Below are 24,974 nucleotides of genomic sequence, written 5' to 3'. Positions count from 1 at the left end.
TTCAGGAACAAACCTTTACCTGCCAGGCAACAATCCCCCTATGTGGGAGCGAGCCTGCTCGCGAAGGCGGCGGCACATTCAACATCAATGTGATTGACCCACCGCTTTCGCGAGCAGGCTCGCTCCCACAAGGATTTATGCCGAGCCTGGATCAAATGAACGACGCAGGACTACTGTGGGAGCGAGCTTGCTCGCGATGACGGCGGCACATCCAGCATCAATGTGGCGGGTCCACCGCTATCGCGAGCAAGCTCGCTCCCACAGGGGGATTGTGTCGATTTCACAAACCGGGTTACAGATTCAAAGTCCCATCAATGCAGGTCACCACCGCGCCGCCGATCCAGATCTCGTCACCGACCTGATCCACCTGAATCCGCCCCGCACGCCCCATGGTCAGGCCCTGGCTGACCACATAGGACGCCGGTGCCAACCCTTCGGCGAGCAGCCACTGGGCGATGCCGGCGTTCAGGCTGCCGGTGGCCGGGTCTTCCGGCATGCCGTCGCCTGAGATGAACGCGCGCACTTCGAACTGCGCCTCATCGCCATCACGCTCGGGATGCCACGGAGCAATAACCCCGACGGCCAAACCCAGCATTTGCGAATGATCCGGTTGCAAATCGAGCACCTGCTGCCGATCCTCGACCATCACCGTCAGCCATCCAGCGCCGTTATCGACCCATTGCGTGCGCACGATTGCCTCCGCAGCCAGACCGAGCCCGAGACGAACCCGCTCCACCACATCGGCATCCACCGGCCCGGTCCTGAGCAGCGGCGGCGCCAGGAACGCCAGCTCCGCGCCTTGCCGGCGAACCCGCACCAACCCGACGCCGCACTCTTGAATGATCTCCTCGCCCTTGGGCACGCCACCGGCCTCTAGCCACGCATGACACGTGCCCAGCGTCGGGTGACCGGCGAATGGCAGCTCTTGCAGGGTGGTAAAAATCCGCACCCGATAGTCGGCTCGCGGATCCCGGGGCTCCAGGATGAACGTGGTTTCGCTGAGGTTGGTCCAGGTCGCGAACGCCGCCATCCGCTCATCGCTGAGTTCGTCAGCGCCGAACACCACGGCCAGCGGGTTGCCTTTTAGCGGTGTTCGACTGAAGACATCGACTTGTTTGAACGGAAATGAGCGCATGGCCTTCCTTGGTTATAAAACTTACTTGGGAATTTCCAGCCCGCGGATCACCGCCGGCCGCGCCAGGAAGCGCTCCAACACGCGAGTGATGTTGGGGAAATTCTGAATCCCCACCAGATCACCGGCCTCATAGAAGCCGATCAGGTTGCGCACCCACGCAAACGTCGCAATGTCGGCGATGGTGTAGCGCTCGCCCATGATCCAGTCGCGTCCTTCCAGGCGTTTATCGAGGACGCTGAGCAGGCGCTTGCTTTCCTCGACATAGCGATCACGGGGCCGCTTGTCCTCGTAGTCCTTGCCGCCGAATTTGTTGAAGAAACCAACCTGGCCGAACATCGGCCCGATACCGCCCATCTGAAACATCAACCACTGGATCGTCTCGTAGCGCGCCGCCGATTCCTGGGCCAGCAGCTGGCCACTTTTGTCGGCGAGGTAGATCAGAATCGCCCCGGACTCGAACAGCGGCAGTGGCTGATCGCCTGGGCCATGGGGATCGATGATCGCCGGGATCTTGTTGTTGGGGTTCAAGGACATGAACGCCGGCGACAGCTGATCGTTGGTCTCGAAGCTCACACGGTGCGGCTCGTACGGCAGGCCGATCTCTTCGAGCATGATCGAGACCTTGACGCCGTTGGGGGTCGGCAAGGAGTACAGCTGAATCCACTCGGGGTACTGGGCCGGCCATTTTTCGTTGATCGGGAACGCAGAGAGATCGGTCATGGGAGCATCCACGCAGACATTGGAGCTGCTGATCATAATGTAGGTCCGGGGCGTTCTGGCGCAGAAATGTACCGGTATCCATAAATCCGCAACATCCTGTCGATAACCTTCCGCCAACCCGCCAAAGGTTGCAGCTAAAGTGCTGCGAACCTGCCGGGATCGAACCAAATGGGCTTCAGAGGACTCTGAGCAATGCCCTTCACGAAAACGGACTGGCTCAACGACATGGAAAACACCCGACGCTGGGAGCGCGGTGTAAAGGTTTGTCAGCCTTAATCGAATGCGCTGAAGAACCCATTATTCAGATGATGAACCCTTTGAAATTCGCTCAACGCTTCAAGCATCGCGCGTACATTTTCCTGCCCACGTTGTTGGCGGCCAGCGCCCTGTTCCTGTCGCTTGAGTCCAGTGAAAGCCGCGCCCAACCGGCCGATGGCACCCAGACCCTGGTATTCCTGCGCCACGCGGAAAAACCCGAAGGCGGCCTGGGCCAACTCAATTGCCAGGGGTTGAACCGCGCGATCAACCTGTCCACCTTGCTGCCGGAAAAATTCGGCAAGGCCAACTACGTATTCGCCGCCAACCCGACGCGTAATGTCGAGGAAGGTGAACTGGACAATTCCTACAGTTACATCCGCCCGTTGATGACCATCAGCCCCAGCGCGATCAAGCTCGGGTTGCCGGTGAACATCGATTTCGCGGCCAACGACACCAGCGATCTGGCGGATGAACTGCTGCACGACAAGTATCACAACTCGATCATCTACACCGCCTGGTCCCACGGTTACCTGCCCGAGTTGATCAACAAGGTTGCGGGTGACGCGGTTGGCAAGAAACAGAACATCACCGACGACTGGGAGTCCAGCGACTACGATTCGCTGTACGTGCTGACCCTGACCTGGCACAACGGCAAGGCCAGCCTGGTCAGCCACACCTATAAACAAGGGCTGGATAACGGCTCGCAGAACTGTCCTACATAAGAGGTCCCACAGGTCCCACGCATTGTAGGGATCACGTGTACGAAGGCGCTGGGCTATCATGACTTCATCTCCCCCTTGCCCGGAACCTCGCCATGTCACTCTCATCCACAGCCATCCCCGTCCGGGGCTGGTCGTTCTGGTGGAAACCCGCCCTGTTCCTGCTGGTCGCCTGCGTCGGCCTCTACTACGTCAAATGGTCGCCCTACTACCTCAAGGCCTTCGTTGCCGCTGACAACCACAGCATCGGCGCCTCGATCATCAACGACCAACAATCCGACCCCCTGATCGCCGCCCTGGCATATGCCAAGGTGTATTTCCTGGCGATCTGGAAGGCCGCGGTGCTGGCGGTGATCCTCGGCTCCTTGCTCCAGGTGTTGATTCCCCGGGACTGGCTGTTGCGCCTGTTCGGCCGCGCCGGTTTCGCCTCGACCCTGCGTGGCGGGTTGTTCGCGTTGCCGGGCATGATGTGTTCGTGCTGCGCCGCCCCGGTGGCGGCAGGCATGCGCCGGCAGAATGTTTCGGTGGGTGCGGCGCTGGCATTCTGGATCGGTAACCCGGTGCTCAACCCCGCCACGCTGGTGTTCATGGGTTTCGTGCTCGGCTGGGGCTTTACCGCGTTGCGGCTGGTGGCGGGTATCGTGCTGGTGTTTGGTGTGTCGATGGTGGCCCAGCGTATCGCCGGCCCGGAGAACTTGCCTGAAGCCGCCGTCGAGGCGGTGGTCGAGGCCCGCGAGACCGACACGCAGCCGTTCCTGTCCCGTTGGGGCCGGACGATCTGGCAGCTGTTCTGGAGCACCATTCCCATCTACATCCTGGCGGTGCTGGTGCTGGGTGCGGTGCGGGTCTGGGTGTTTCCGCACATCGATGGCGCCATGGCCAACAGCCTGTTGTGGCTGGTGCCGCTGGCGATCATCGGGACGCTGTTCGTGATCCCGACCGCCGCCGAAATCCCCATCGTGCAAACCATGATGACCCTCGGCATGGGCACTGCCCCGGCGGTGGCGTTGCTGATGACCCTGCCGAGCATCAGCCTGCCGTCGCTGCTGATGCTGCGCAAGGATTTCAACACTCGGGTGTTGGTCAGCGTGGCGCTGATGACCATGGGGATTGGGGTGATCAGCGGGTTGATCGGGGCCGCATTGCTTTAAGTAATTTGGCGCCTGTGAGGACGCCTTCGCGGGCAAGCCTTGCTCCTACAGGTTTTGCGTCGGCCGCATGATTCGGGCACGACGCATGACCTGTAGGAGCATGGCTTGCCCGCGATGAGGCCGGCAAAAACACCATCAAACCCGCTGACTGCCGCGCTCGCGCAGATACTCAAACACCGCCCCGCGCTCCCCGGCAAACTCGATCCGCGCGCCTTTCTTCTCGCGCTGAAATGCATACATCGGGTCGTAATACTCGCTCAGCAACCCTTCGATCCACCCCCGATGCAGATCCACCGCACCGTTGCGCGCCTGCTCGGCCAAGGCATCTTCCATCAACAGCAACATTCGCCGATGACGCTCCCCGCCCAGGCGCTTCTGCACGTTATTCAGGCTCTCCAGCAAGCGCTCGGAAAACAGCGCAAAACCATCCTCGCCATGCACGCCGATAAACTCGGCACACAGGTCCACCACGTAATCGCGCAAAATCCGCTCGACCCGCCCTTCCAGACTGTCTTCCAGCCAGACCATCGGAAACTGCTGCATGCCCTGAAACAACGGTAGCGGCAAGGCACAACTGCCGACCGCACGGCTTTCGTCTTCCAGCACGAATTGCTCGATGCCCCGGGCGCGTTTCTTCAACAGATCCACAGCCAGCCGGTTTTCAAAGTCGATGTTGGACGGTTGGCCCGTGGCGCGTTTGCCAAAACTGGAACCCCGGTGATTGGCATAGCCTTCCAGGTCCAGCCCGTTGCTCAGTTGCGTCAGCACTTCAGTTTTACCGGTGCCGGTCATGCCGCCGAGCAAGACGAAATCGCATTGGGCAACCGCCTGATCCGTGGTCTCCAGCAAAAACGAACGCATGGCTTTGTAGCCGCCACCGACCCTCGGGTAGTCGATGCCCGCCTCGTCCTTGAGCCACTGCTGGACGATCTGCGAGCGCAAGCCGCCGCGAAAACAATACAAAAAACCCTCAGGATGAGCCCGGGCAAAATCGGCCCAGGCCTGGATGCGCTCGGCCTTAATCTCGCCGGACACCAATTGATGCCCCAGGGTAATGGCCGCTTGCTGGCCGTGCTGCTTGTAGCAGGTGCCGATCCGTTGCCGTTCGTGGTCATTCATCAGCGGCAGATTGACCACGCCAGGGAACGAGCCCTTGAGGAATTCCACCGGCGCGCGGGCATCCATCATCGGCCGGTCGTTGAGGAAAATGTCGCGGTAATCGGTGCAGTCGATTGACATCAAAACACCTCGACCGCGTTGGTCTGTCGCTCAACCAGTTCGCCGATTGGCTCAAGGCTCAGGCCCAGTTCGGCAGCGACCGCGAGGAATTGTTCATTGCCCGCCGGCGTGACCGCGATCAGCAGGCCGCCACTGGTTTGTGGATCGCACAGCACGCGTTTATGCAGCTCCTGCAAGCGTCCGAGTTTGCTGGCGTAACTGTCGAAGTTGCGCAAGGTGCCGCCCGGTACGCAGCCTTGTTCGAGGTAATACTCGACACCCGCCAGGCGTGGCACGCGGTCGTATTCGATGCGTGCGGTGAGTTGGCTGCCGTCCGCCATTTCCACCAGGTGCCCGAGCAAACCGAAACCGGTGACGTCGGTCATCGCCGTGACGCCGTCGAGTTTGCCGAAGCGGCTGCCGGGTTTGTTCAGGGTGCACATCCAGTCGCGGGCCAGGCCGATGTCGGCGTGGCGCAACTTGCCCTTCTTCTCGGCGGTGGTGAGGATGCCGATGCCCAGGGGTTTGGTCAGGTACAGCAGGCAACCGGCGGTGGCGGTGTCGTTGCGTTTCATGTGGCGTTTTTGCACCAGCCCGGTGACGGCCAGGCCGAAGATCGGTTCCGGCGCGTCGATGGAATGCCCGCCGGCCAGGGGAATACCTGCCTCATCGCAGATCGAACGGCCGCCGCGAATCACTTCCCGGGCGATTTCCGGGGCCAGCACATTGACCGGCCAGCCGAGGATCGCAATCGCCATCAACGGATCGCCGCCCATGGCGTAGATATCGCTGATGGCATTGGTGGCGGCGATGCGGCCGAAGTCGAACGGGTCGTCGACGATCGGCATAAAGAAGTCAGTGGTCGAGACCACGCCGCGCTCGTCGTCGATGGCGTACACCGCCGCATCATCGCGCGAGGCGTTGCCGACCCAAAGCTTGGGATCGAGATTCTGCGCGCCGCTGCCGGCCAGGATCACTTCCAGGACTTGAGGGGAAATCTTGCAACCGCATCCTGCGCCGTGGCTGTATTGGGTCAGGCGAATCGGCTCGCTCATGGGGGTGCACCTTGTGGGGTCAATGCGGGCGATTCTAGCAGACCGGACGGCGGCGACTGTGAAGGCCTCTTCGCGAGCAAGCACGCTCCCACATTGGATCGCATGTGGACATAAATTCTGTGTCCACCATAGATCAACTGTGGGAGCGGGCTTGCTCGCGAAAGCGGTGTAACAGCCAAATCAGATGTTGGATGTAATGCCCTCTTCGCGAGCAAGCTTTGCTCCTACAGGGGTGGTTGCAGTTTTCGGGGCAAAAAAAACCGCCCTTGCGGGCGGCTAAAGCACTTCGACCATGATCCTCGTTTGATTCCAGAGCCGAACGCAGAGCGTCCGTTGAGGCATTCCCACGCAGAGCGTGGGAACGATCACCGCCCTTTCGGGCGGCTAAAGCACTTCGACCATGATCAGAAGCCGAGGGTGAAGCTGACGGTCATTGCATGATCTTCATTCTTGCCCGACACCTGTCCCGAGTAGCCGAGGCCGAGTTTGCCGGTCGGGCTGATCTGGAAGTCCACACCCGCTTCAAGCAGCGCGCTGTCCTTGGCAATCGGCACGCCTTGGGTGCTGAACGAGGCGCCACCATCGATAAAGCTCAGGTCGGCGTCCGGTTTGGTGTCGCCGAAGGCATGACGCCAGCCGATGGCCGCACGCGGGGTGAATTGCCCACCGTTGGACAGGGTGATGACTTTGCCGGCACGCAGGCCCAGGGTGGAGAAGGTGATGTCCTGGCTGGAATCAGCTTTCAGACGCCCTACCCCGCCTTTTTCATGCACGGTATCGCTGTCGTAGTTGACGTAGGACAGGCCGGCGAACGGTTCCAGGGCAATCCCGGCCGCTTCGACGGTGTAACCCACTTCACCGAACACTTGGGCGCTGCGGGCATCGTAATTACCTTTCAACCGGTCGTTGTACCCGCCGACGGCGACATCACGTTTGGTCTCGATGTCGTGCCAGCTGTAAGCAGCACCCAGGCGCACGGCCAAGGCGTCGAACTGCGAGTTGAGGTACGCCGCAAGGTGGTAGCTTTCAACCGTCGCGTCGGAGCGCAGGTCGTGGGCATTCAGGTCGCTACGGGTGTAACCGGCGGCCATCCCGGCACGCCATTGATCGTCGATCTGTTTATCGGTGCCGAGCATGAAGCCGCTGAGGTTGCGATCAAGTTTGGTGCTGTTGCTGTCACCATCCATCTCACCCCAGGCGCCCAGTGCACGCATCCAGCCCACCATTTCACCGTGGCAGCCACCGCTGGTCAGGCGATTTTCGCTTGGCGCCAGCGCGCGGCGAGGATCGTCAGGCCCACTGCAGGACGGCTGGCGCATGCGGTCGTTGACGGCGTCACGGATGTAACGCGAATCTTCAAGAATGGCGCTGGCGGTACTGGCGTGGATTTCCCCGGACAAGCTGTCGAACGCCGCACGGGCACCGCCAGTGCTGAGGTTGATGATTTCGGTCTGCAACGCCGCACCGGCCACGCCATTGCGGCTCAGCGCGGACGCCGTGGCCCGTTGGTTGCCCGTGGCCGCGATGGTGGCGAAGGACGTCTGGTTGCGACTGACGGCCAGATCGACTTCATTGGCGCTGTACACCAGTGATGTGTCGAGGAACGCGCGTTCCGGCAGATCGGTAGCGCTGAACGTACCGTTGACGCCGCCGCCCGCCGTAATCAGCTTATACGTGGTGTCGCCGCTGTACGGCAGCAGATTGGTCACTTGCAGAGCGCCATCAAGGGTTGCCGTACCACCCACGACCATCGGGGTGATGGTCGGCGAGGTGATGGTCAGTGCCAGCAGGCCATCCGCAGCGTTGGTCAGGTTGCCCGTGACGCTGAGGGTTTCGCCATTCGCGCCGGACGAGAACACCCCGTGGTTGACCACCGAACCGACGCTGCCGTTACCGGTTAACGCGGCACCGTGGAACACGGTGACCTGCCCGGCCAAGGTTGCCGGTGGATCACCGACGATCAACAGGCCCTGCTCGACTTCAACGGTGCCACTGAACGGATGATTACCCTCTAACAGCAGCGAACCGCTGCCTTGTTTGACCAGATCACCGGTGCCGCTGAGTACGCCGTTGAAAAAGCCGTTATTGGCCTGGGCAAACAGCACCCGCGCATTGTTGAGGATGCTGCCCTGCAGACTGGTGCTATTACCGACCAGCGTACCGCCGCTGACGGTGGTGCCGCCGCTGTAGGTGTTGGCGCCGCTGAGCACCAGGGTGCCGGAGTCGAGTTTCTCGATGCCGCCGGTGCCGACCAGAGGCGCCGAGATTTCAGTGGTGACGCCGGAGTTGATCCGCACGGCAGCCAGGCTGCCATCGGCCGCATTGATAGGGGTCAGGCTGCCATCTGCGCCCGGCACCAGGCGGTAACCGCTGTCGAGGACTTGCAACCCGGTGAAGCCCTGGTTGCCAGCAACCGTCACAGTGCCGCCCTGGCCGCCAAATACGGCGAACCGACGGGCCGAACCCTGGCTCGCCGTACCACCGGCGTCCGTCCAGTTGGTGCTCGAGCCCCAGGTGCCGTCGCCGCCGCTGATCGTGCCGTCAGCGTTGGTTTTGCCGCCGTTCCAGAACTGCACTTCACCCTGGCTGCTTTGCACCAGCAAGTTGACCTGATTGGCCAGCGCGGTTTGCAGGGTCAGGCTCGCCGGCAATACACCGCCCGGCAACGTGCCGTAGGTCAGGCCGTTGTCGGTCAGGTCGCCGCCGTAGCGGAACAGTTGATAGACGCCGGTGCCGAAGCCGCCGGCATCGCTGACGTTCAGCGTGCCGTCGAGGGTCAGGTTACCGGCGACGTTGACCACGTTGGTCGAGCTGGTCGCCGAACCGAGGCTGAAGTCCAGGTTAGTGCCCGACGCCAATGCCAGGGAGCCGAACGACAATGGCGTGACGCTGCCACCGCCAACCAGGGTTGCACCGCTGGCCAGTTGGACCGCGCCAGCGATTTGGCCCGAGCCGCCGATTTTCGCCCCGCTCGCCACGTTCACATTCGCGCTGTTGAGCGTGCCGTTGACCAGCAACGAACCGGCCTGGACATTGGTGTCGCCAGTGAGGCCGTTGGTGCCGGTAAGCAGCAATTCCCCGGTGCCGTTTTTAGTCAGCGTACCGTTGCCGGTGAGGTTGCCGGTGTAAGTGCCGTCGTTGGATTGCTCGAATACCAGCGCGGCGTTGTTGAGGATCGCGCCTTGCAGGCTGGTGGTGTTGCCGCTGGTGGTGCCGGCGTTGAGGGTGGTGCCGCCGCTGTAGGTATTGGTGCCGCTGAGCAACAGTGTGCCGCTGCCGTTTTTCACCAGACTGCCGGTGCCGCCGATCACGCCACTGAGGGTGGTGGCCTGAGTGCCGGCCAGGGTCAACTGCCCGGTGAGGTTGATGGCGTTAGCCAATTGCAGGGCTGCGGTGCTGTCCAGTTGCGCATTGCCACCGACGCCGAGTGCACCCGTGCCGATGGCGCTGTTGTTGCCGAGGATCAACGAGCCGGCATTCAACTGCGTACCGCCGGCGTAGGTGTTGCTGCCGTTGAGGGTCAGGCTCGAAGCGCCATTCTTGATCAGGCTGCCGGTGCCGCTGACGACACCACCGAGGGTCAGCGCGTTGGAACCCGCGACGCTCAACCCACCGTTCAATGCCACCGCGTTAGCCAGGCTGACCGCGGTGTTGCTGTCCAGCGTGGTGCCGTTGGCGGCGGTGAGGACACCGCTGCCCAGCGCCGCGTCATTGCCCACGACCAACGTGCCGCCGTTCAGCGCGGTGCCGCCGGTGTAACCGTTGAGGCCGTTGAGCACCAGGGTGCCGGTGTCGTATTTGCCCAGAGTGCCCGCGCCATTGATCGCCACGCCGACGGTCGCGGTGGCGTTCGGATCGACGCGGAAAGTCGCGTTGCCCAAGCCGCCATTGACCAGGGTCAGTGCGCCCGCCGTGCCGTTCACCAGGCTGTAGCCGTCGGTGACGAATTGCATGCCAGTGATGCTCTGCGCGCCGTCAACCGTGACGGTGCCCGCCGTGCCCTGGAATACCGCGAAACTGTTGGCCCAGCCCAGATTGACCGTGCCATCGACATTGGTCCAGTTGGTGTTGCCACTGGCCCAGGTGCCGTTGCCGCCGTCGATTGCGCCGTTACCGACGGCTTGCGCGCCGTCCCAGAACTGCACGGTGGTGTTCGGTGAGGTGACCAGCAGATTGACCTGGCTGCCCACGGCGGTTTGCACTTGCAGATTGCCCGGCGATACGCTGCCCGGCACGGTGCCGACGACCAGACCGTTGTCGGTCAGGGCACCGGTGTAGTTGATGATGCGATACACACCGCTGCCGAAACCGCCGATGTCGCTGACGTTGAGGTTACCGTCGAGAGTCAGGTTACCGCCGACATTGATCAGCGCATTACCGCCGCCCGACACCGGAGCACCGAGCCCGACATCGAGGTTGGAGTTGCCACTCAAGGCCAGCGAGCCCACCGACAAGGCGCTGCCGGTGGCCAGTGCGACGTGACCGCCATCGGCGACATTCACCGCGCCAAGCAGGCTGCCGCTGCCAGCCAATGTGCCGCCGTTATTGACCGCAACGTTGGCGCTGGCCAGAGAACCGCTGACATTCAGGGTGCCGCCGTTAACGCTGGTGTCGCCGGTCAGGCTATTGATGCCGGTGAGATTGAAGGTGCCGCTGCCGAGTTTATCGAGCGAACCGCTGCCGTCGAGCACACCGTCAAAGAGACTGCTGGCATTGTTGCCGCCGATGCTCAGGGTGTTGCCAGCGCCGACCAGCGCCGTGCCGGTGCCGCTCAAGCTGGCGAGGCTGCCGGACGCGCCGAGGTTAAGGCTGGTGCCGGTCCCAAGATTGACCCCGGCGTTGTTGCCCAGGGCGGTGGCGCTGGTGGTGCTCAAGCTGCCGCCGAGCACGTCGAAGGTGCCGCTGAAGGTGTTGGTGCCGCTGAGGGTCAGGTCTGCCGCGCCGTTTTTGCTCAGGGTTCCGGCGCCGCCGACGGCACCCGCCAAGGTTAGGTTATTGACCCCGGCCACGTTCAGCGCCGCGTTGACATTGACGTCGTTGGCCAGGCTGAGCGCCGAACTGTTATCCAGTGTCGAAGCCCCAGCGACAGTCAAGGCACCGGTGCCCAGTGCTGCGGCGTTGCCGAGGGTCAGGGTGCCGGCGTTGAGGGTCGTATCGCCCTGATAGACGTTGACGCCGTTGAGCGTCAGGTTCGCCGCGCCATTCTTGCTCAGGCCGCCAGCGCCGCTGATCACGCCGCCGAGGGTCAGGTCATTGCTGCCGCCCACCGCCACGCTGGCGTTCAGGCCAACGTTATTGGCCAGGCTCAGTACCGTGTTGTTGTCCAGCGTCGAGGCGCCACTGACGGTCAGGTTGCCCAGGCCCAGGCCTGAAGCATTGCCGACTGTCAGGGTCCCGGCGTTCAGATCGACACCGCCGAGGAAGCCGTTGAAACCATTGAGCACCAGGTTGGCCGCGCCGGTTTTGCTCAGGCTACCGGCACCGTTGACGGCACCGGCGAGGGTCAGGTCAGCGCTGCCAGCGACGTTGAGGTTACCGGCCAGATTGATCACGTTGCCGACGGTCACCGCCGTCGCGGCGTCCAGGGTGGTGGCGTTGGCGGCGTTCAGCGCACCGGCGCCGAGGGCCGAGTCGGAGGCCAGCACCAGGCCACCGGAAAGCAGGCTCACTGGGCCGAGGAAGCTGTTGTTGCCACCGAGGGTCAGGTTGGACCCGCCGGCCTTGACCAGACCGCCCACGCCACTGATCGCACCGTTGAGGGTCAGGGCATTGCTGCCACCGATATTCAGGTTACTCGCCAGATCGACGGCATTGCCCAGGGTGACGGCGACGTTGCTGTCCAGAGTGGTGCCCGAAGCGGTGGTCAGTACACCGCTGCCCAGTGCCGTGTTGCTGCCCACAACGAGTGTGCCGCCATTAAGCAAAGTGCCGCCGGTGTAGCTGTTGGCGCCGTTGAGCACCAGGGTGCCGCTGTCGAGTTTGGCCAGGGTACCGGCGCCGTCGATGGCGACGCTGATGGTCGCCGTGGAGCCCGGATCGACCCGGATCGCCGTATTGCCGCTGGTGCCATTGACGGCGGTGAGTTTCCCCGCCGCGCCGGTCAGCAGGTTGTAGCCGTCGGTGACGAACTGCATGCCGGTGAAGGTCTGCGGACCGAGCACCGTCACGTTACCCGCCGTGCCTTGGAAGATCGCGAAATCGCTGGCCCAGGTCTGATTGGTCAAGCCATCAACCGAAGTCCAGTTGGTACTGCCGGCACTCCAGGTACCGTTGCCGCCGTCCACCGAACCGTTTGGTATGGTCTGGCTGCCATCCCAGAAACGCAGGTTCGCGTTAGGCGCGGTCACCAGCAAATTGATCTGGTTGCCGACCGCCGTTTGCAGCGCCAGGTCCGCCAGGCTGTAGCCGATCGGGGTCGCACCGACGTTCATGCCCAGGTTCAGCAGACTGCCGGTGTAGTTGATCAGGCGATACACACCGACACCGAAACCACCGGCATCACTGACGTTGAGCAAGCCGTCCAGGGTCAGGTTGCCGCCGATGTTGAGCAGCGAGTTGGTGGACGGTGTGCCGAGGGCGACGTCCATATTGGAGGTGCTGTTCAGGGCCAGCGAACCGACCGACAGCGTGTTGCCGCTGCTCAGGCCCAGGTGACCGCCGTTGGCCACGTTCAATGCGCCCAGTACCGAACCGGTGCCGGTCAAGGTCGCGCCAGTGTTGACGTTGACATTGGCACTGCCCAGGGAACCGCTGAGGTCCAGGGTGCCGCCGTTGACTGCAGTGTTGCCGGTGAGGCCGTTGATACCGGTGAGGTTAAGGGTGCCGGTGCCGACTTTGGTCAAGCCGCCAGGGCCGGACAGGCCGCCGTCGAAGGTGCTGGTGGTATTGACGCCGCCCACCGACAAGGTGTTGCCCGAACCGATCAGCACATCACCACTGCCGCTGAGGCCGGCGAGGCTGGCATCGGTGCCCAGGTTGAGGCTGGCGCCGGCACTGACGTTGGCGCCGGAGGTGTTGCCCAGCGCCCCGGTGCTGGCGGCGGTGACGCTGCCGGACAGAATGTTCAAAGCCCCGGTGAAGCTGTTATTGCCACTGAGGGTCAGGTCGGACAGACCGTTTTTATTCAGCGCAGCGGCGCCATCGATGACGCCTGCGAGGTTCAGGTTGTTGTTGCCGGCGAAGTTCAGATCGGCGTTCAGGGTTACGGCGTTGGCCACGCTGAAGGCTGCGCTGTTATCCAGGCTCGACGTGCCGCCGACGATCAGTGCGCCAGTGCCCAGTGCCGTGCCGTTACCCAAGGTCAGGGTGCCGGCATTCAGGGTGGTGTTGCCTTGATAAGTGTTGACGCCATTGAGGGTCAGGTTGCCCGCGCCATTTTTGATCAGTTGATTGGTGCCGCTGACGACGCCGCCCAATGTCAGGTTCGAGGTGCCGCCGACGGTCAGGTCGGCATTCAGCGCTACGTTGTTGCCCAGGCTGACCGGGGCGTTGCTGTCGAGGGTCGCCGCGCCGCCGACGGTCAAACCGCCGAGGCCCAGTGCCGAGCCGTTGCCGACGGTCAGGGTGCCGGCGTTCAACGTGGTGCCGCCGAGGAAGCCGTTGGCACCACCGAGCACCAGATTGCCGGTACCGTTTTTCACCAGGTTGCCCGCGCCGTTGACCAGCCCGGTCAGGGTCAGGTCCGCGGTGCCGCCGACGTTAAAGGCACCGGCCAGGTTCACCTGGTTGCTCAGGCTCACGGCAGTGTTGCTATCGAGGGTGGTGTTGGCCGCCGCGTTCAACACACCGGCGCCCAAGGCACCACTGGCACCGACGATCAGCGTGCCGTTGTTCAGCGCCGTGGAGCCGAGGTAATTGTTGGCGTGGTTGAGGGTCAGGTCAGCCGCGCCGTTTTTGATCAAACCGCCGATACCGCTGACGGCACCGTTGAGGATCAGCGCATTAGTGCCGCCGAGGGTCAGGTTGCCGCCGAGGTTGACCGCGTTGGCCAGGGTGGTGGCGGTGCTCGCATCGAGGGTAGTACCGCCGGACGCGTTCAACGCGCCGCTACCGATTGCGGTATTCGAACCGACGATCAAGGTGCCGGCATTCAGCGCCGTGGTGCCGGAATAGGTGTTGGCGCCGGTGAGGGTCAGGCTCGAAGCGCCGGTTTTGATCAGCCCGCCCGCGCCAGCGATGGTGCCGTCGAGGGTCAGTGCATTGGCACCGCCGGTGGTCAGGTTGGCGTTGAGGGTGATGGCGTTGGCCAGGGCCAGGGCCGAGCTGCCGGTGAGCGTGCTCGCGCCGCCCACGGTCAGGGCGCCGGTGCTCAGTGCGTCGGCATTGCCGACGGTGATGCTGCCGGCATTCAGGGTGGTGCCGCCGGCGAAGGTGTTGACGCCGTTCAGCGTCAGGTTGGCCGCGCCGTTCTTGATCAACTGGTTGGTGCCGCTGAGCACGCCGTCGAGGGTCAGTTGGTTAGTGCCGCCGACGCTCAGGTCAGCGTTCATCGCAATGTTGTTTGCGATAGCGACACCGGCGCTGCTGTCCAGCGTCGAAGAACCGGCCACGGTCAGCACGCCGCCGCTCAAGGCATTGGCGTTGCCCACGGTCAGGGTGCCCGCGTTCAGGGTGGTGTTGCCGAGGAAGGTGTTGGCGCCGTTGAGGGTCAGGTTGGCCGCGCCGTTCTTGATCAGCCCGCCCGTGCCGCCGACTACGCCACCGAGGGTCAGGTTGGCGGTACCGCCGAGGGTAAGGTCACCGGTGGTGTTGACCGCGTTGGCCACTGCTACGGTGGAGCTGGCATCGAGTGTGGTGCCGGCCGCCGTGTTCAAGGTGCCCAGGCCCAGCGCCGTGTTGGAGCCGAGAATCAGGGTGCCGGCGTTCAGTGTGGTGTTGCCGGCGTAGCCGTTGTTGCCGCTGAGATTCAGCGCAGCGCTGCCGTTCTTGATCAGGCTGCCCGCGCCATTGATCGCGCCGGTCAGGCCCAGTGCCTGAGTACCGCCGAGGGTCAGGTCGCCGCCGAGATTGATCGCGTTGGCCAGGGTCACGGCGAGGTTGGTGTCCAGGGAAGTGCCGGCTGCCACGTTCAGCGCGCCCGTGCCCAGCGCGGTGTTGGAGGCCAACACCAGCGCGCCAGCGTTCAGCGAGGTCGGGCCTTGGTAGGTGTTGTTGCCGGTCAGGGTCAGGGTCGACAGGCCATTCTTGATCAAGCCGCTGGTGCCGGACACCAGGCCATTGAGGGTCAGGTTGTTGCTGCCGACGACGGTCAGGTTGCCGTTCAGCGCCACCGAGTTGTTCAGGGTCACGCCGGAGGTGGTATTGAGACTCGCCGCCGCGTTGACGTTCAGCGAGCCGCTGCCGAGCGCATTGTTATTCGCCAGGCTCAGGGTCCCGGCGTTGAGGTCGGTGCTGCCGGTATAGCCGGTGTTGTTGCCGGTCAGGGCCAGGGTGCCGCTGCCGTTTTTCGAAATACTGCCCGCACCGCTGATCAACCCCGCCAGGGTCAGGCTGCCGACACCGGACGTGCCGATGGCGCTGTTGAGCACGATGTTGTTGTTCAGGGTAATGGTGCCCGGCGCCTGCAACACGGTGGAACCGCCGAACGTCACCGTGCCGGCGCTGAACGCCTGGTTATTGCCCAGTTGCACCGAGCCGCCGTTGAGGGTGGTGTTGCCCAAATAGGTGTTGGCGCCGTTGAGAATCAGTTGGCCGGTGCCGTTCTTGGTGATGCCGCCACTGCCGCTGATCACGTTGCCGAGAGTGATGGCGTTGGTGCCCTGCAGTAACAGGCCGGCGGCGCCCACGTTGATCAGGTTGCTCAACGACAAGCCGCCGGTGCTGGCCTGCAACCCGCCGCCATTGACAGTCAGGACGCCGCTGCCGAAGGTCGCGCTGTTGTTGAACTGGGCGATACCGCCATTGAGCGTGGTGCTGCCGCTGATCAGCGGACCTTGCAAGGTCCAGGTGCCACTGTTGATCGTCAGGTTGTTGAAGTTGACGTAGTTGGCGCTCGAAACAGTGCCGACCCCGGAGGTGCCGCCGCCGATGCCGATCGGGTTTTGCAGGATCAGTGAGTTGATACCGCCAGCGCCGCCGTCGATCTGGCCGGTCGGGGCGAAGGTCAGGTTGACGCCGATCAATCCGCCCAGGGCCAGGCCGATGCCGCCACCGGCAGTGATGGTCGAACCGGTAATCGCGGTGAAGGTGTTGGTGCTGCCGTCGCCCATCGACACACCGCCGGCGATGGTGCCGGAGTTGACGAAGGTGTTGCCGCTGGCCGAGGTCTCGAAGGCCATCCGGCCGTTGATGGTGCCGGCGTTGATCACGTTGACCTGGGCGCCGCCGCGCGCCGCGACGATCGGGGTGTCGGCGGAAAACAGCGTGACGTTCAGCAGAGCCGTCGAGCCGATGGTGCCGTTGTTGACGATGTTGGTGCTGCCGCCGGCGCTGTTGTTGAGGTTCAGCGCCATGCCGTTGAGACTGGCCAGGTTGACGCCGAGCAAGTCGCCGGTGCCGCGGATGATCCCGGTGGCGGCGTTGGTGATGTTCATCACCGAGGCCCCCGCGTTGCCGATCACCGCGCCCGCGCTCAGGGCCGTCACCGCGCCGAGCAGCGCCGGGTCAATCAACCCCGAGTTGTTCAGGGTGATGTTGTTGCCCGTGAGGTTCAGCACCTGCCCGCCCAGGGTCGCGTTCAGTTGCGCCGCCGACCCGACGTTGACGGTCAGGTCATTCACCGCACTGGAAAAGGTGTTGAGGAACAGCGGCAGCGACGGCACGCCGCTACACGTCACCGTCCCGCCCGCCGTCGGACTACCGGGGGTACAGGCGGCCATGGCTTGAGGACTGAGGGTGACAAACACCCCAACGATACCGAGGCGGACAGCGAGAAAAAGAGGACAAACGCGGAAAATCGGGGCGACAACAGATCTCAAGTCCACGGGCAGTTCCTTTACGTGGTTAACCATTCTTCCTTGAAGGGCGTGCTATCCGGCCACCCTGGCCATGAATCCATCCACACGCAAATCAAGACAGCGACCGGCTGAAAAAAACCGTTTCATTCCGGCACGTTAGTTGATGGACCGGATCAGGCGCGGGTTAATTAGCATTAATACTTTCGTGCACAACCCCCCTGTGGGAGCGAGCCTGCTCGCGAAGACGCCGGCACATACAACATCGATGTACGCTGACACACCGTTTTCGCGAGCAGGCTCGCTCCCACAGGGGATTGGCGGTATTCGGGCGATGTCATTTACCTGATCAAAAGGACAGTAAAACGACGGATTTCTTCGAATTTTCATGTGATTGAAACAATTGGTATGGGATGTGCAAACGTTTGCGAGTCGCCGATAACGGCTTTTTCGCTACCTAACCGCGCAAGCCCGAAAAACCGGGCCTTCGATCCGCACGAAAAGGGACTTTCAATGCTCCGCACGTCCAGCCGCGTGACTTGCTCGCGCACCTTTGCTGTTTCTTTGCTACTGGCCAGCGTTACAGGACTACTCAGCGGCACCGTTTTGGCGCAACCCGTCCTCCCCGAAGAGTCAGCCCAGGGCGAAGCGCTTAGCCCGGAAGCCAACCCGCCGAAAAAAGGCGCGTACCTGTCGGACTGGTTCAACCAGGACCTGACGGTCATCGGCAGCAAGGACATCAGCTTCGGCCCGCAACCGGCCGACGATGTGTACCTGGAATATGAATACTTCGGGCGCAAGGGGCCGTTCGAGTTGTATGGCTACGTCGACATCCCGAAGATTTTCGACATCGGCAACAGCCATGACAAAGGCGCGTGGGACCACGGATCGCCGCTGTTCATGGAGCATGAACCGCGGATCTCCATCGACTACCTGGCCGGTCGCAGCCTGGCCGTCGGGCCGTTCAAGGAATGGTACGTAGCGTTCGACTGGATCTACGACCACGGCAGCAACACCCGCAACCGCGCCAACACGCTGTACAGCGGCCTGGGCACCGACATCGACACTCACTCGCGGGTCAATCTGTCGGCCAACTTCTACGGTCGCTACCAGTGGGAAAACTACGGCGCCAGCAACGAATATTCCTGGGACGGCTACCGCGCCCAGTTGAAATACATCGTGCCCATCAGCAGCTTCAGCAATGGCGCATCACTGACCTACATCGGTTTCACCAACTTCGACTTCGGCTCCGACCTGCACAAGGACAACCCGGCCCGCACCGCCAACGCCACCGTGGCCACCAACGTGTTGCTCTACTCGTTTACCCATTTGCGCTTCACCCTGGTCGGCCGTTACTTCCACAACGGCGGCAACTGGGAGGATGGCAGCGAGTTGAATTTCGGCGACGGCGACTTCAAAGCCCGTTCCAACGGCTGGGGTTACTACGCCGGCATCGGTTATCAGTTTTAAGCGGCAAGTTTCAAGCGACAAGCTGCAAGCGGTTTGTCATGCGTTCAGTCATGGAGATTTTTATGCACGCAATTACTCGTCTTTCCCTGTCCGTTTGCCTGGCCTGCGGCACCCTGCTTTCTTCTGCCGTTTGGGCCGCCGAAGCACCGATCCAGCCGAAAGTGATGCTGATCACCATGTTCGCCCCCGAGGCGCAGAACTGGATCGATCGCCTGGAACTCAAGCAGGAAATTCGCGTACCGGGCCTGTCCGCGGAGTACCCGAACATTCGCTGCAACACGCAGCAGGTGTGCCTGATGGTCACCGGCATGGGCCAGACCAACGCCGCGGCATCGACCCTGGCGTTGGCGCTGTCGTCGAAATTCGACCTGCGTAAAAGTTATTTCCTGATCGCCGGGATCGCCGGCATCAGCCCGAAACACGGAACCATCGGCACCGCCGCGTGGGCGCATTATCTGGTGGAATTCGGCACCCAGTGGGAGATCGATTCCCGGGACGCACCGAAAGACTGGCCGACCGGTTACATCGGCATCAACACCAAAGGCCCGAACGAAAAACCGCCGCTGGACTACAAGACAGAAGTCTTCGAACTCAACCCGAAATTGCAGGCCAAGGCGTTTGCCCTGTCGCATAAAGTCGAGCTGAGCGAGAGCAAGGAATCGGCGGCATGGCGCGTGAAGTATCCGTCGGCACCGGCCAATCTGGCGCCGGTGGTGACGAAATGCGATACGGCGGCGGGCAATACCTGGTTTTCCGGGACTCGCCTGAGCGAGCGCGCAGAAGTCTGGACCAAGTTGCTGACCGATAACAAAGGCGAGTACTGCACGACCCAGCAGGAAGACAACTCCACCTACGAAGCGCTGCTGCGCGCCAGTCGCGAAGGCCTGGTAGATGTGCAGCGCCTGGCGGTGGTGCGCGCCGGCTCCGACTTCGACCGGCCGGCGCCGGGGCAGAGTGAGGTGGATAACCTGCTCAAGTACGCGGACCAGGGCGGGTTTGTGCCGGCCCTGGAAAACCTCTACCGCACGGGCAATCCGCTGGTGCAGGACATCTTGAAAAACTGGTCGGCCTGGGAGAAAGGTGTTCCCGAAGCCTGAGGTCGACTGAAAAACGCCATCGCGAGCAAGCTCGCTCCCACAGGGTGATGTGCCGATCACACCTCCGGTGAACAACACAAATCCACTGTGGGAGCGAGCTTGCTCGCGATAGGGCCAGACCAAACAACATCAATGTGACCGATTCACCGCCTTCGCGAGCAGGCTCGCTCCCACAGGGTGATGTGCCGATCACACCTCCGGTGAATCACACAAATCCACTGTGGGAGCGAGCCTGCTCGCGAAGGGGTCAGTCCTATCAACACATCTATCGGCTATGGCAACAAAATCACCTTGTCACCACCGCCCGCATTCACCTCGGCATAACGCTCCACCCCTTCGGCCAACGGCGATTCGACCAACCCTTCCGGCAACGGCAACAAATCCTGATCGAAGAACTGGCCGAACTGATCCAGCATCGCCGCACAGGCCTGCACGCCGTACAACAACGAGTTGATCCCGACCACCGAGCCGCCCTTGCGGTACAACGCCAGCGCTGGCAATTGCACGAGGCCGTCCACCGGCGCGGCAATGATCGCGATACGACCAAACGGGGCCAGCGCCGGGACCGAGGCCGGCAGCCAGAAACCGGTGGTGTCGAAGATCACGTCAGCGCCACCGGCGTACACGGCATTCACCTGTGCGCCGAGGTCTTCGGGCTTGTCCAGTTGCAGGGTCTCAAAGCCCTGGGCTTGCAACTCCTTGACCTGCTCCACCCGCCGCGCTGCCGCCAATACCTGGGCACCACGGATTTTCGCCAGCGCCAGCGCCGCACTGCCCACGGCACCGCCGCCAATCACCAGCAAACGCGTACGGGACGTCACCAGACTGCGTTCCAGCGCATCCCACGCCGTGGTGTACGGCACGCCGAGGCTGGCGGCCTGGGCGAAACTCAAGTGAGTCGGTTTCAGTGCCACGCCATTGGCCGGCAACTTAACGAATTGCGCGTGGGAACCGTCGGCAAAAAAGCCGAGGTCGCGACCGGTGCCCCAGACGTCCTGACCGATCAACGCCTGCGGGCCTTCCACCACCACCCCGGCGAAATCCCGACCGGGAATCCGTGGCAGCGTGGTGTAGGGAAAACGCCCCAACACGTTCTTCACATCGCTGGGGTTCAGGCCTGCTGCCTTGATCTGCACCAGCACTTCATTGGCGCCGGCCACCGGGGTCGGGACCTCGACGTAGCGCAGGGAAGAGAGATCGCCGGTCTTGTCGAATTGCAGAGCTTTCATGGGCGTTTCCATTTGAATGAATAAAGGGTTTTCAGGAGAGCCAACCGGCGATCAACTGCCGGCCCATGGGCCACAACTGCTCGCCGGCGAGCATGCCCAGCAGCCCCACCAACGCGATGGCCGGGGGTGCCGGGGAGCGAAAATCCAGCGCGCCGTAGAGCAGACCGACGCCCAGGCCAATGGCCAGGGAAATGAGGTAGTTCATGACAGACTCCGTGGCACAGGGGGTATGCGAGAAGTCTAGAGAAGGGCAACGAAACCCGTCGGCCAAGGGCTTCTGAATTTCTGCCAAAACGCGGGTAAGCCAACGCCCCTGTAGGAGCATGGCTTGCCCGCGATGGCGGCGGCACATTCAGCATTGATGTGACTGACACACCGCCATCGCGAGCAAGCTTTGCTCCTACAGGGTGGGTGTTACTCCGTCAGGAATTGCGAAGGCGCCACACCCAGCTCCCGGCGAAACATGTCGCTGAAGCTGCTCGGCGAATACCCCAGTTCCCGAGCGATGGCGCTGACCGGCACGCCCTGGATCAACTCCGCCGTCGCGGTCGCCAGTTGCACCTGGCGCCGCCATTCGGCGAAGCCCATGCCGAGCCCGTCCTTGAACAGCCGCGCCAAGGTGCGCACGCTGGCCCCGGCGTTTTCCGCGTGTTGTTCGAAAGGAATATCCAGAGACGGCGCGGCCATGACGGCCTGACACAGGTTGAGCAGGCGTCGATCAGAATCGTCCGGCAACGGGATTTTCAACATTGAGCGCTTGGCCCGCTTCAGCTCCAGCAACGCCAGGCCCACCAGCGCCTCGTAATACTCCGGTGCACCGTCGTCACCCTGCTCCACCAGACCGACGATCAATTCACGCAGCAGTCCACCGACCTCGATCACCTGCACGTTGTCGTCCAGGGTCGCCGCCAGCGCCGGTCGCAGGTAGATATTGCGCATCTGCAAGTCCGACACCACGCGAATCCCATGGGGCACGCCCGGCGGCAACCACACCGCCCGTTGCGGCGGCACCACCAGCGCCTCGTGCGGAGTCTCGACCCACATCACCCCGCTCATCGCATACAGCAGTTGACCCCAGGCATGTTCATGGGGCTCGATGTACAGACCGCGCGGATAGGTGCGTGCCAGTGGTTGCACGGGCACATCGGTGTCAGTCAGGTCGGGTGGTGCGGCAAGGGCCATGGGCAAGGATCATTGGGGTTCGGGGAAACATCATGGTAACGAGGCACTCGGGTTGTCGCCAGTGACGGCCACCATCTGACAATCCGAGTGAATTTTTACCAGCGCCCGGGATCCCTCTATTACCACAGGGAGGAATACGGGCTTTATGAACAACGCAAAACTTTTCGTCATTGAATACACCCTTCATGGCGCCCCCAAGTCTTTCATTATCCGTCTGGACAAGATGGATAACGCGGAGGCCTGGCATTGGGCAAGCTGCGATGCTGGCGTGGGCCGCATCCCGCGTTTTGGCCGTGAAAAGGTGCAAAAGACCAGCAAACCGCTGGCAGAAAAATTCGGCGTCGAGAACGTCACCTGGCGACCGGCGAACTAAATGGAATAGGGAGACAAGGAGCGTCAAAACAAAAAGTGGAGCCCAAGCGGCTCCACTTTTTTTGATCCGCGGTCAGCCGTTGGCGCATTTGCAGCCCTTGCTGGAACACGCTTCACCGTGTTCGTGATGCTTGGCGCAGGCTTCGCAGCAATAGTGCTTGCCGTGACGCGCGATCGGATGTTGGCCCAGTTTGCAGGAGCATTTGGGGCAGTCGCAGGTACTTTCACTGTCGATCATGAGACGGACTCCACGGTTATGGTCGTCCGGTGCGACGCGTTCGCACCGTCTAAACAGTGTAGGAGTTCCTACACCGGGCCGCGTTATGCCTGTCGGGTGCTGCTGCGATACATGAACACCAACGCCAGCGCCAGGCACGCCATCGCCAGGATCCGGCTGCCGGACAACTCAATCGCCGGGTTGCCGAGCCAGCCAAAGTTGTCGATCAACATGCCCATGCCCAGTTGCCCGACGATCACCGCGACCGTCGCCACCGCCGTGCCGACCCGGGGCACCGCACCAACCATGACCATCATGTACACCACGCCGAACAGCGCCCCGCTGAGCTGCCATTTCGGCACATCCAAAAGACTCACGGCGTGGGCCGGTTCAAAAAACAGGATCAGCAACCCGGTGACCACCGCGCCCACCACAAAGGTCAGCAAACTGCTGCGCAACACACCAACCGTTTCCCCCAGACGCCCGTTGATCGCCGCCTGGACACTCAACACCGCGCCAGCCGCTACCACCACCGCCAACAAAATAATCAGATTCATCATCAACCCCGAGCAATCAGAACAAGTGCCGCGACAATCAGCAGCAAGGCCAGCCAACGTTCACCGTTGACCTTTTTTCGGGTGGCGCCGAACCAGCCGAAGTGGTCGATCAGCACACTCTTGCCGACCTGCCCCGACAGGATCGCGATCATCGTCATGGCGATGCCGATGTGCGGCGTGGCCAGGGTCAGCACCACCACGTAGATCGGCCCGAGAAAACCGCCGATCAACTGCCAGCGCGGCAATTCGCTCAGGGCCGGCCCTTGCTGCGGGCCGCTGAACAGCAGCAACAGAAACAGAATTGCCGAGCCGACACCGAAGATGCTCAGGGTCGCCCACAGATGCCCGACCTGAACCCCGAGCGGCCCGAGCAAACCGGCCTCCACGGACAGGCCCATACCGGCGAGGATGACCAGGGGCAGTAGCAATAGGCGCAAGCCGGGCTTGGTGGTTGGCGGTGCGCCAACGCCGACGGTATCGATTGAAGAAGATTGCATAAGAAAAACCTGCGATTGATCAGTTAAGCCATATCCCCTGTGGGAGCGAGCCTGCTCGCGAAAGCGGTGTATCAGCCAAATTGATGCTGACTGATACGCCCTCTTCGCGAGCAGGCTCGCTCCCACAGGGGGATGCGGTGTTGGAAGTGGAGCGCATTATCGGCTGGCGATCCTTTGCGATAAATGGGAGCATCCGGACAACACTTTTGCGTATCTCGCACAGCAGGACTCACCATGCACGGCCTCAACGAACTCGGATTCAAGGCACTTCGACTGTTTGTCGCGGTGCTCGACCACGGCAGTTTTTCCGAAGTCGCCCGCCGCGAGGGCCTGGCGCCCTCTTCGATTTCCCGGCAAATCCAGTTGATGGAACAGGCCCTCAACCAGCAATTGCTCTACCGCCACACCCGCGCGGTCACGCCGACAGAAGCCGGGCGGATGCTCGGGCATCACGCGCGGTTGGTGCTGGTGCAACTGGAAGAGGCCGAACAGGCCTTGCAGGAACAGCAAAGCGAACCCAGCGGACTGGTGCGCATCAATGCGCCGGTGGTGTTTGGCCAGCGGCATCTGACGCCGTGGCTGGGGCAGTTATGCGAGCGCTACCCGAAGCTGCAACTGGATATCCAGCAGACCGACAGCTACGTCGATCCGTTGCAGGAAGGCGCCGACCTGTTGTTTCGCATCGGCCCGTTGCACGATTCGAGCATGCAGGCGCGGATCCTGGCGCCCCATCGCTTTCAGGTCGCGGCCAGTCCTGCCTATTTGAAGCGCCACGGCATCCCGCAACATCCTGAAGACCTCGTTGCTCACCAATGCCTGGCCTACAAAGGTGTCACCGGCCAGCAGCGCTGGTTCTTTCGTCAGGGTCAGCAGGACTGGACGCCTTACACGGTGCGAGGCCCGATTACCGGCAACCACGCCGACACCCTGACCCAAGCCGCCGAACAGGGGCTGGGGCTGGTGATGTTTCCGTCGTGGTTGATTGGCGAAGCGGTGCGCGAAGGCACGCTGGTGCCAGTGCTGGGGAATTATCAGGTGTCCAACAGCGTTGAACCGCAGCAGATTGCCGTGCTGTGGCCGGGGAGTCGACGGTTGTCGGTGAAGGTCAGGACGGTGATTGATTTTTATGTGGAGTGTTTTGGCAGCGTGCCGTATTGGGACAGGCCGTGAACCTGTAGGAGCATGGCTTGCCCGCGATGGCGATC

The 24,974-nt window shown here is 62.4% G+C and carries 17 protein-coding genes; 6 read left to right on the top strand and 11 right to left on the bottom strand.

Annotation, left to right across the window (positions count from 1 at the left end; all coding sequences use genetic code 11):
- Positions 1–292: 292 nt before the first annotated feature.
- Together BK667_RS22020 and BK667_RS22015 are read right to left on the bottom strand one after the other, a co-directional pair.
- Positions 293–1,135 (bottom strand): PhzF family protein, encoded by an 843-nt coding sequence (locus tag BK667_RS22020; protein WP_123598882.1) that lies wholly within the window; start codon positions 1,133–1,135, stop codon positions 293–295.
- A 21-nt stretch (positions 1,136–1,156) separates the two neighbouring features.
- The gene (locus tag BK667_RS22015; RefSeq protein ID WP_123598881.1) at positions 1,157–1,855 is read right to left on the bottom strand and encodes a glutathione binding-like protein; all 699 of its coding nucleotides are present in this window, start codon (positions 1,853–1,855) and stop codon (positions 1,157–1,159) included.
- A gap of 305 nt (positions 1,856–2,160) precedes the next feature.
- Between BK667_RS22015 and BK667_RS22010 the strand changes: the two genes are divergently transcribed.
- Positions 2,161–2,835, top strand: coding sequence for a histidine phosphatase family protein (locus BK667_RS22010; protein ID WP_123598880.1), 675 nt, complete (start codon positions 2,161–2,163; stop codon positions 2,833–2,835).
- Between the two features lie 92 nt (positions 2,836–2,927).
- Positions 2,928–3,983: a permease gene (locus BK667_RS22005; RefSeq protein WP_123598879.1), complete on the top strand. Its 1,056-nt coding sequence runs from the start codon at positions 2,928–2,930 to the stop codon at positions 3,981–3,983.
- A gap of 135 nt (positions 3,984–4,118) precedes the next feature.
- On the opposite strand, the gene mnmH is transcribed toward BK667_RS22005, so the two are convergent.
- From mnmH to BK667_RS21990, 3 genes are all read right to left on the bottom strand, one after another.
- Positions 4,119–5,222: a tRNA 2-selenouridine(34) synthase MnmH gene (mnmH, locus tag BK667_RS22000; RefSeq protein WP_123598878.1), complete on the bottom strand. Its 1,104-nt coding sequence runs from the start codon at positions 5,220–5,222 to the stop codon at positions 4,119–4,121.
- Positions 5,222–6,256 (bottom strand): selenide, water dikinase SelD, encoded by a 1,035-nt coding sequence (gene selD, locus BK667_RS21995; protein WP_123513734.1) that lies wholly within the window; start codon positions 6,254–6,256, stop codon positions 5,222–5,224. Before selD ends, mnmH begins: the two co-directional genes overlap by 1 nt.
- A gap of 404 nt (positions 6,257–6,660) precedes the next feature.
- Positions 6,661–17,205 carry an autotransporter-associated beta strand repeat-containing protein gene (locus BK667_RS21990; RefSeq protein WP_185058259.1) on the bottom strand — a complete coding sequence of 3,515 codons (10,545 nt, stop codon included), beginning with the start codon at positions 17,203–17,205 and terminating at the stop codon, positions 6,661–6,663.
- Between the two features lie 456 nt (positions 17,206–17,661).
- Between BK667_RS21990 and BK667_RS21980 the strand changes: the two genes are divergently transcribed.
- Together BK667_RS21980 and BK667_RS21975 are read left to right on the top strand one after the other, a co-directional pair.
- Positions 17,662–18,618: a nucleoside-specific channel-forming protein Tsx gene (locus BK667_RS21980; protein ID WP_123513740.1), complete on the top strand. Its 957-nt coding sequence runs from the start codon at positions 17,662–17,664 to the stop codon at positions 18,616–18,618.
- 62 nt (positions 18,619–18,680) lie between these two features.
- The gene (locus tag BK667_RS21975) at positions 18,681–19,715 is read left to right on the top strand and encodes a purine-nucleoside phosphorylase (RefSeq protein WP_123598875.1); all 1,035 of its coding nucleotides are present in this window, start codon (positions 18,681–18,683) and stop codon (positions 19,713–19,715) included.
- Between the two features lie 272 nt (positions 19,716–19,987).
- Here the strand turns inward: BK667_RS21975 and BK667_RS21970 are convergent, their stop codons facing one another.
- From BK667_RS21970 to BK667_RS21960, 3 genes are all read right to left on the bottom strand, one after another.
- On the bottom strand, positions 19,988–20,944 hold the full coding sequence (locus tag BK667_RS21970) for a quinone oxidoreductase family protein (protein ID WP_123598874.1): 957 nt from the start codon (positions 20,942–20,944) through the stop codon (positions 19,988–19,990).
- Positions 20,945–20,975: 31 nt separating this feature from the next.
- Positions 20,976–21,149 (bottom strand): DUF1427 family protein, encoded by a 174-nt coding sequence (locus tag BK667_RS21965; RefSeq protein ID WP_123513746.1) that lies wholly within the window; start codon positions 21,147–21,149, stop codon positions 20,976–20,978.
- A gap of 209 nt (positions 21,150–21,358) precedes the next feature.
- Entirely contained in the window at positions 21,359–22,126 is a 768-nt protein-coding gene (locus BK667_RS21960) for an AraC family transcriptional regulator (protein ID WP_123598873.1), read from the bottom strand.
- A 145-nt stretch (positions 22,127–22,271) separates the two neighbouring features.
- Between BK667_RS21960 and BK667_RS21955 the strand changes: the two genes are divergently transcribed.
- On the top strand, positions 22,272–22,499 hold the full coding sequence (locus BK667_RS21955) for a DUF6555 family protein (protein WP_123516283.1): 228 nt from the start codon (positions 22,272–22,274) through the stop codon (positions 22,497–22,499).
- A gap of 72 nt (positions 22,500–22,571) precedes the next feature.
- Here the strand turns inward: BK667_RS21955 and BK667_RS21950 are convergent, their stop codons facing one another.
- The 3 genes from BK667_RS21950 to BK667_RS21940 all read right to left on the bottom strand — a co-directional run bounded on the left by BK667_RS21950 (position 22,572) and on the right by BK667_RS21940 (position 23,769).
- Positions 22,572–22,736, bottom strand: coding sequence for a metallothionein (locus tag BK667_RS21950; protein WP_123516281.1), 165 nt, complete (start codon positions 22,734–22,736; stop codon positions 22,572–22,574).
- An 83-nt stretch (positions 22,737–22,819) separates the two neighbouring features.
- Entirely contained in the window at positions 22,820–23,275 is a 456-nt protein-coding gene (locus BK667_RS21945) for a DMT family transporter (protein ID WP_123516279.1), read from the bottom strand.
- Positions 23,275–23,769, bottom strand: coding sequence for a DMT family transporter (locus tag BK667_RS21940; protein WP_123516277.1), 495 nt, complete (start codon positions 23,767–23,769; stop codon positions 23,275–23,277). The genes BK667_RS21945 and BK667_RS21940 overlap by 1 nt, the downstream gene beginning before the upstream one ends.
- Positions 23,770–24,003: 234 nt before the next feature.
- On the opposite strand from BK667_RS21940, the gene BK667_RS21930 reads away from it, so the two are divergent.
- Positions 24,004–24,939 (top strand): LysR family transcriptional regulator, encoded by a 936-nt coding sequence (locus tag BK667_RS21930; RefSeq protein WP_123598872.1) that lies wholly within the window; start codon positions 24,004–24,006, stop codon positions 24,937–24,939.
- Positions 24,940–24,974: the final 35 nt, after the last annotated feature.

Source organism: Pseudomonas frederiksbergensis, assembly GCF_003732705.1.
GTDB classification, from domain to species: domain Bacteria; phylum Pseudomonadota; class Gammaproteobacteria; order Pseudomonadales; family Pseudomonadaceae; genus Aquipseudomonas; species Aquipseudomonas frederiksbergensis_F.
The sequence above is the reverse complement of the archived record's forward strand: the minus strand, read 5'-3'. Positions and strand labels throughout refer to the sequence as shown.

Coding starts and splice junctions, on each gene's coding strand:
- BK667_RS22020 (WP_123598882.1), bottom strand. CDS start 1,135: ATGCGCTCATTTCCGTTCAAACAAGTCGATGTCTTCAGTCGAACACCG.
- BK667_RS21950 (WP_123516281.1), bottom strand. CDS start 22,736: ATGATCGACAGTGAAAGTACCTGCGACTGCCCCAAATGCTCCTGCAAA.
- BK667_RS21960 (WP_123598873.1), bottom strand. CDS start 22,126: ATGGCCCTTGCCGCACCACCCGACCTGACTGACACCGATGTGCCCGTG.
- mnmH (WP_123598878.1), bottom strand. CDS start 5,222: ATGTCAATCGACTGCACCGATTACCGCGACATTTTCCTCAACGACCGG.
- BK667_RS21930 (WP_123598872.1), top strand. CDS start 24,004: ATGCACGGCCTCAACGAACTCGGATTCAAGGCACTTCGACTGTTTGTC.
- BK667_RS21975 (WP_123598875.1), top strand. CDS start 18,681: ATGCACGCAATTACTCGTCTTTCCCTGTCCGTTTGCCTGGCCTGCGGC.
- BK667_RS21955 (WP_123516283.1), top strand. CDS start 22,272: ATGAACAACGCAAAACTTTTCGTCATTGAATACACCCTTCATGGCGCC.
- BK667_RS22015 (WP_123598881.1), bottom strand. CDS start 1,855: ATGACCGATCTCTCTGCGTTCCCGATCAACGAAAAATGGCCGGCCCAG.
- BK667_RS21940 (WP_123516277.1), bottom strand. CDS start 23,769: ATGCAATCTTCTTCAATCGATACCGTCGGCGTTGGCGCACCGCCAACC.
- BK667_RS22010 (WP_123598880.1), top strand. CDS start 2,161: ATGATGAACCCTTTGAAATTCGCTCAACGCTTCAAGCATCGCGCGTAC.
- selD (WP_123513734.1), bottom strand. CDS start 6,256: ATGAGCGAGCCGATTCGCCTGACCCAATACAGCCACGGCGCAGGATGC.
- BK667_RS21965 (WP_123513746.1), bottom strand. CDS start 21,149: ATGAACTACCTCATTTCCCTGGCCATTGGCCTGGGCGTCGGTCTGCTC.
- BK667_RS21990 (WP_185058259.1), bottom strand. CDS start 17,205: ATGGTTAACCACGTAAAGGAACTGCCCGTGGACTTGAGATCTGTTGTC.
- BK667_RS21980 (WP_123513740.1), top strand. CDS start 17,662: ATGCTCCGCACGTCCAGCCGCGTGACTTGCTCGCGCACCTTTGCTGTT.
- BK667_RS22005 (WP_123598879.1), top strand. CDS start 2,928: ATGTCACTCTCATCCACAGCCATCCCCGTCCGGGGCTGGTCGTTCTGG.
- BK667_RS21945 (WP_123516279.1), bottom strand. CDS start 23,275: ATGATGAATCTGATTATTTTGTTGGCGGTGGTGGTAGCGGCTGGCGCG.
- BK667_RS21970 (WP_123598874.1), bottom strand. CDS start 20,944: ATGAAAGCTCTGCAATTCGACAAGACCGGCGATCTCTCTTCCCTGCGC.